The organism is Rhizobacter sp. P1_G5, assembly GCF_056405435.1.
Map to the genome: position 1 here is coordinate 1 of NZ_JBFUCB010000406.1, position 5,593 is coordinate 5,593.

The 5,593-nt window shown below is 69.8% G+C and carries 3 protein-coding genes; all 3 read right to left on the minus strand.

Annotated elements, in window-relative coordinates; translation table 11 throughout:
• Window positions 1-126: 126 nt before the first annotated feature.
• A complete protein-coding gene (locus AC1D12_RS23090) occupies window positions 127-1,566 on the minus strand; it encodes a S41 family peptidase (RefSeq protein WP_477843092.1) in 1,440 nt (479 codons plus the stop codon).
• Window positions 1,567-1,757: 191 nt separating this feature from the next.
• Window positions 1,758-3,161 carry a hypothetical protein gene (locus AC1D12_RS23095; protein WP_477843094.1) on the minus strand — a complete coding sequence of 468 codons (1,404 nt, stop codon included), beginning with the start codon at window positions 3,159-3,161 and terminating at the stop codon, window positions 1,758-1,760.
• A 167-nt stretch (window positions 3,162-3,328) separates the two neighbouring features.
• Window positions 3,329-5,593: ribonucleotide reductase barrel domain-containing protein (locus AC1D12_RS23100; protein ID WP_477843096.1), on the minus strand; the 2,265-nt coding region annotated here is incomplete at its 5' end.

Below are 5,593 nucleotides of genomic sequence, written 5' to 3' on the forward strand. Positions count from 1 at the left end.
GGCTCAGCCCGAACGGTGTGTATCCCGTTCGCCCTGAGCTTGTCGAAGGGCTGGGCTGAGCCTGTCGAAGCCCTTTGCCAAGCAAAACGCCCGCGCGGGGCGGGCGTTCGGTGGCGTGGCGCCGGATCAGTTCGTCGCCGGTGCCTCGGCGCGCCGTTCGACGACCGACTTCGAGACGACCACCGGCTTGCCCTTCAGGCGGTTGATCGCCTGCGCCAGCGGGAAGTCTTCTTCGCTGCCGAACTCGGGCAGCGGCTTCAGCGGGTTCTTCTTCGCGGCTTCGTCCTCGAGCTTCTTGCGCGCTTCCTCGCGCGCCTTCTCGCGGGCTTCGTCCTTCTGCTCGGCGCCCTGGCCGCTGCCGATGTGCTTTTCCAGGTCGGCCTCGCGCACGCGCAGCGCCGAGAACAGGTTGCCGTCGGCGGTCTCGTCGATCATCACGTCGGGCACGATGCCCTTGGCCTGGATCGAGCGGCCGCTCGGCGTGTAGTAGCGGGCCGTCGTGATCTTCAGCGCGGTCTCGGGCGACAGCTGGCGCACGGTCTGCACCGAGCCTTTGCCGAACGTCTGCGTGCCCATGATGGTGGCGCGCTGGTGGTCTTGCAGCGCACCGGCGACGATCTCGCTCGCCGAGGCCGAGCCTTCGTTCACCAGCACCACCAGCGGCACCTTCTTCAGCGCGTCGGGCAGCTTGCGCAGCGGGTCACCGCCGCCACGGCGCAGGTAATCGCTCGGCGRGGCCTTGAACGACTGCTTCGATTCGGCGATCTGGCCGTTGGTGGTCACGACCACCGCATCGGCCGGCAGGAAGGCCGCCGACACCGCGACCGAGGCTTCGAGCAGGCCGCCCGGGTCGTTGCGCAGGTCGAGCACCAGGCCCTTCAGGTTGGGTTCCTGCTTGTAGATCTCTTCGAGCTTGCGGGCGAAATCGTCGACCGTGCGGTCCTGGAACTGGCTGACGCGCAGCCACGCGTAGCCGGGTTCGACGATCTTCGAGCGCACGCTCTGCACGCGGATTTCTTCGCGGGTGATCGTGACGGGGAAGCTGCGGTTCTCGGTCTTGCGGAAGATGGTCAGCAGCACCTTGGTGCTCGGCTCGCCACGCATGCGCTTGACGGCCTGGTCCATCGTCAGGCCCTTGACCACGGTGTCGTCGATCTTGGTGATCAGGTCGCCGCTCTTCAGGCCGGCGCGGAAGGCCGGAGATCCCTCGATCGGCGAGACGATCTTGACGAGACCGTCTTCCATGCCGATCTCGATGCCGACGCCGACGAAGCGGCCGGTCGTGCCTTCACGGAATTCCTTGAAGGTCTTCTTGTCGAAATACTGGGAGTGCGGGTCGAGACCGGCCACCATGCCGCCGATGGCGTCGGTGATCAGCTTCTTCTCGTCGACCGGCTCGACGTAATCGCTCTTGACCATCCCGAAGACGGCGGCGAGTTGCTGGAGTTCTTCCAGCGGGAGTTGCGCGGCGGTGTTGCGGGCCGTGGCCTGCAACTGCATGGTAGTGAGCGCGCCAGCGACGGCCCCCAGCGTGATCCAGCCTGCGACCTTGAGTTTGGCACCCATCATTGACCCACTTCCTGCCTGATAAGAAGACTTCACGCGGACCCAGTATAGAGCTGTGACCGCGTTTGGAGCCGCAGAGGCGGAGGAAGTTTCACGGCTATTTCGGGGCTTTGCCCGGCATCGTGTCGAGACGTGACGCGGGGTTTTCCCGCGCCCGTGTCAGACAAGCATGCCGTGCGCAGCCGCTCGGCTCACTGCTTCGTGGCGTTCCAGGTGCCGGTCGCCGCCGCACTCGGTCGTGTCCAGGTGCCCGAGCCGGTGCTGGCGCCGAGCGTGCCGCTGAAGCTGGCGTCGCTGCTGGTGCTGCCCACCGAGAGGCCGCCGGCGGCGCTGACCGTGCCGCTGACGATGAAGCTGCCGCCCACGCCGGACGAGGTGCAGGTGCCGATCACGTGCCCCGGGGCGTTGACCGACAGCGCGGTGCAGCTGCCGGTGTCGCCGCCGGCGTAGGTGACGCTCCAGGTGCCGGCCGCCGCCGCCGGGTGGTCGGGAATGGCAGGCGGCGTGACGCCGAGGCTCGCGGCGAGCGCCTCGAACGCGACCTTGTTGAGGCGGGTCTGCTTCGTCTGCGTGGCCGGCTTGTCCTGGAAGCCCTGGTAGACGTGGCCGCCGCGCTGCACGAAGACGCGCGTGAAGGTCTGGGCGGAGATGGCCGCCGGCAGGCCGGTGAAGGTCATGACCGGTGTCGCGCCATCCGCCGCGTTGCCCGCCGTGTAGGTGGCCGCGGGGAGGCTGCTGCAATTGGAGACCGCACCCGACACCGTGTCGACGTCGCACAGATGCAGGGTCACGGCGCCGCCGGCGCTGAAGCTGCCCCGCACCCGTTCCTGGGTGCAGACCTGGGTTCCGCAGCCGTTGCTGCCGTGGATGCTGCCCATCGATACCGTGTTCGCCGTCGAGACCGTTGCGCTGTTCGACACGGCCGGGTAGCTGGTGATCATCTGGGCCAGCGTGGTCACGCTGTTGCCGACGAAGCCATCCGTCAGCCGGTAGCCGACCGGGGTGCTGCTCTCGGTGTTCGAGATCGCGCGGATCTTCGCGCCGGCCGGCATCACGCCGGTCAGGTTCGCCGCGGTGACGCCGACGATGGTGGACAAGGTGTTGGTGCTCAGGTCCTGCGCCTTGGCGACGACGCTCGCGATCGTCTGGCCGGCCACGTCGGTGTCGACCCAGGTCGATTGGCCGATGTAGCCGTGGTTGTAGTCGTAGGCGCCGTTCGGGCCGCTGTGGTTCGGCGTTGCGCCGTCGAGCGGCGTGTGCCAGCCCTCGGCGGTGACGAACTGGACGGTGTCGTACACCACCACCGCCGGCTTGCCGCCCGACTGGGCCTCGCGCACGTCGTAGTAGGTGCCGCGGCCGGTCGAGTCGACGACGTTGTCGGAGTAGTAGTAGCGCAGCACGTAGTTGCCGGCCGAGGTGTACGTGAAGGTGCGGGCCCAGTAGCTCGCGGCGGCGGGCGCCGGTGCAGGCGGGGTGCCCGAGACCGGAGGCGGAGCCGGCGTGTCGCCGCCGCCCCCACCGCCGCAGGCAACGAGCGTGGACAGCGAAACGGCCAGGGCAGACGCCCACAGGGCGCGCGTGGAAGCAGAAATCATGGGTCTCCCTCGTGACATGACGTTGTGATCGTTGTGATCCAGCGCGCGATCTCGGCCGCACCCGGTCGGGCCGGATTCTGGTGGGAGGCCTGCTGTCCTACAAGCCCCCACATTGAGGAGGCCGCATGACCATGTGTGTCATCGATGACATGAATGGGGCGACGGCATCATCCGCAGCTCCCGATGTGCCCGCAGGCCGTGCAGAACTCGCAGCCGTCCTTGTGGATGACGGCATGGTTGCCGCATTCCGGGCAGGCCGTGCCGGCCAGCGGCGCGGCCGCGGCCTCGCCCGGGTCCGGCGGCTGCAGGATCCCCATGTCGCGCAGCGGATAGCCTTCCTCGTCCAGCACGCCCAGCATCGTGTAGCGGTGGATCACGAGCCGCGCCAGGTAGGCCACCGTCGACGGCCAGGTCTGCTGGCGCTGCTGGCCGGGCGCGAGCCCCGGCACGAAGGCCATGAAGTGGCCGAGCGGCTCGGCATAGCTCAGCAGCTTGCGCAGCTTCATGCCGATCCAGGCCGGGTCGAGCACCCGCATGTCCAGCGACAGGATGCGCGCGAGCCCGTCCATCGCCCGCGGGTAGTTGCCCGACAGCCCCATCGCGCAGGGCAGCGTGACTGCGCCGCCCTGGCCGCCCAGCCCTTCGGGCAGCTGCACCTCCTTCAGCGACAGCGTGAACGCCTCGTCGCTGGCCGGGTTGTGGATGTCGACCGACCAGGCGAGCGTGCCGTTCGGGCCGGTCAGCGGCTCCTGGCGGCTGAACATCGCGTCGATCACCGGCGTGGAGGCCGCGCCTTCGGCCGGCGCAGCCCACAGGCCCAGCTGCTCGCAGCGCCAGCGGATCACCGCGGCGGTGGCCGYCACCACGCCCGGGAAGCGCCGCGGCGCGCCGTCGGGCGGGAAGGGCATGTCGAAGGCGCGCTCCTCCTGCACGGTGGCCAGCGCGTCGAGCTTCAGCCGGACCCAGGCGGGGTCCTTCGCGCGCAGGTCCATCGACAGCGTCTTCGCGAGCGCACCCAGCCCGCGCGGCTGCTCGGCACCGTTCACCCACACCTCGAAGGGCGCGCTGCGCCCGTCCTGCGGCAGCTCGCCGATGAAGAGCGCGAACTCGCCATGCGGGTGCCGGATCATGTAGGTCCACGCGGCGTTGCCGGCCATCAGCTCGGGCCGGCCCGGCCAGCGCAGCGAGGCCAGCACCGGCTGCGGCGGCCGCTCGATGGCCAGCCGCTGGTTGGCATGCCCCGCCGGCGCCAGCTGCAGCGGCAAGGCGGCAGGCTCCACGCTCAGCACCGAGCCCAGCACCGCGTTCGGCCGGTAGGTCGCCAGGCCCTTCAGCCCCGAGGTCCAGGCGCGCAGGTACAGGTCCTGGAAATCCGCATACGGGTAGTCGGCCGGCACGTTCACCGTCTTCGAGATCGCGGTGTCGACGAACGGCGAGACCGCGGCCACCATCTCCTCGTGGGCCTGCGCGCTCATCTCGAGCGCGGTGACGAAGGCGTCGGTGAGCGGTGCCTGCGGGCCGCGCAGGTGGCGGTACAGGCGCCAGGCGTGGTCTTCCACCGGGTACTGCTTCATGCTGCCGTCGGCCATGCGCTTGCGGCGCTGGTAGCTCCACGAGAACGCCGGCTCGATGCCGTTGCTCGCGTTGTCGGCGAAGGCCAGGCTGATGGTGCCGGTCGGCGCGATCGACAGCAGGTGCGAGTTGCGCAGCCCCTGCTTGCGGATGCGCTCCTTCAGCGGCCCGGGCAGGCGCGACGCGAAGGTGCCGCGGCTCAGGTAGAGATCGGCGTTGAAGAGCGGGAACGCGCCGCGCTCGGCGGCGAGATCGCACGACGCGGCATACGCGCTGTCGCGCAGCAGCGTCGCGATGCGGCGCGCCTCGTCGCGCGCGGCGGCGCTGTCGTAGCGCAGGTTCAGCATCACCAGCGCATCGCCCAGGCCGGTGAAGCCGAGGCCGATGCGGCGCTTGCTGCGCGCTTCGCGGGCCTGCGCATCGAGCGGCCAGAAGCTGATGTCGAGCACGTTGTCGAGCATGCGCACCGCCAGCGTCACGAGCCGCGTGAAGCCGGCGTCGTCGAAGCGCGCGCCCGCGTCGAACGGGGTGCGCACGAAGCGCGTCAGGTCGATCGAGCCGAGGCAGCAGCAGCCGTAGGCCGGCAGCGGCTGCTCGCCGCACGGGTTGGTGGCGGTGATGGTCTCGCAGTACGACAGGTTGTTGTCGAGGTTGATGCGGTCGAGGAACAGCACGCCCGGCTCGGCGTGGTCGTAGGTGGAGCGCATGATCTGCTCCCACAGCGCACGCGCCGGCAGGCTGCGGTAGACCCACAGCCCGTCGTCGCGCTGGTGCGCGCCGGCCGCCACCTGGTGCGGGCCGGCCGCGGCGCGGTGCACCAGGTCGACCGCGGCGTCGCGCTGCACCGCTTCCATGAAGGC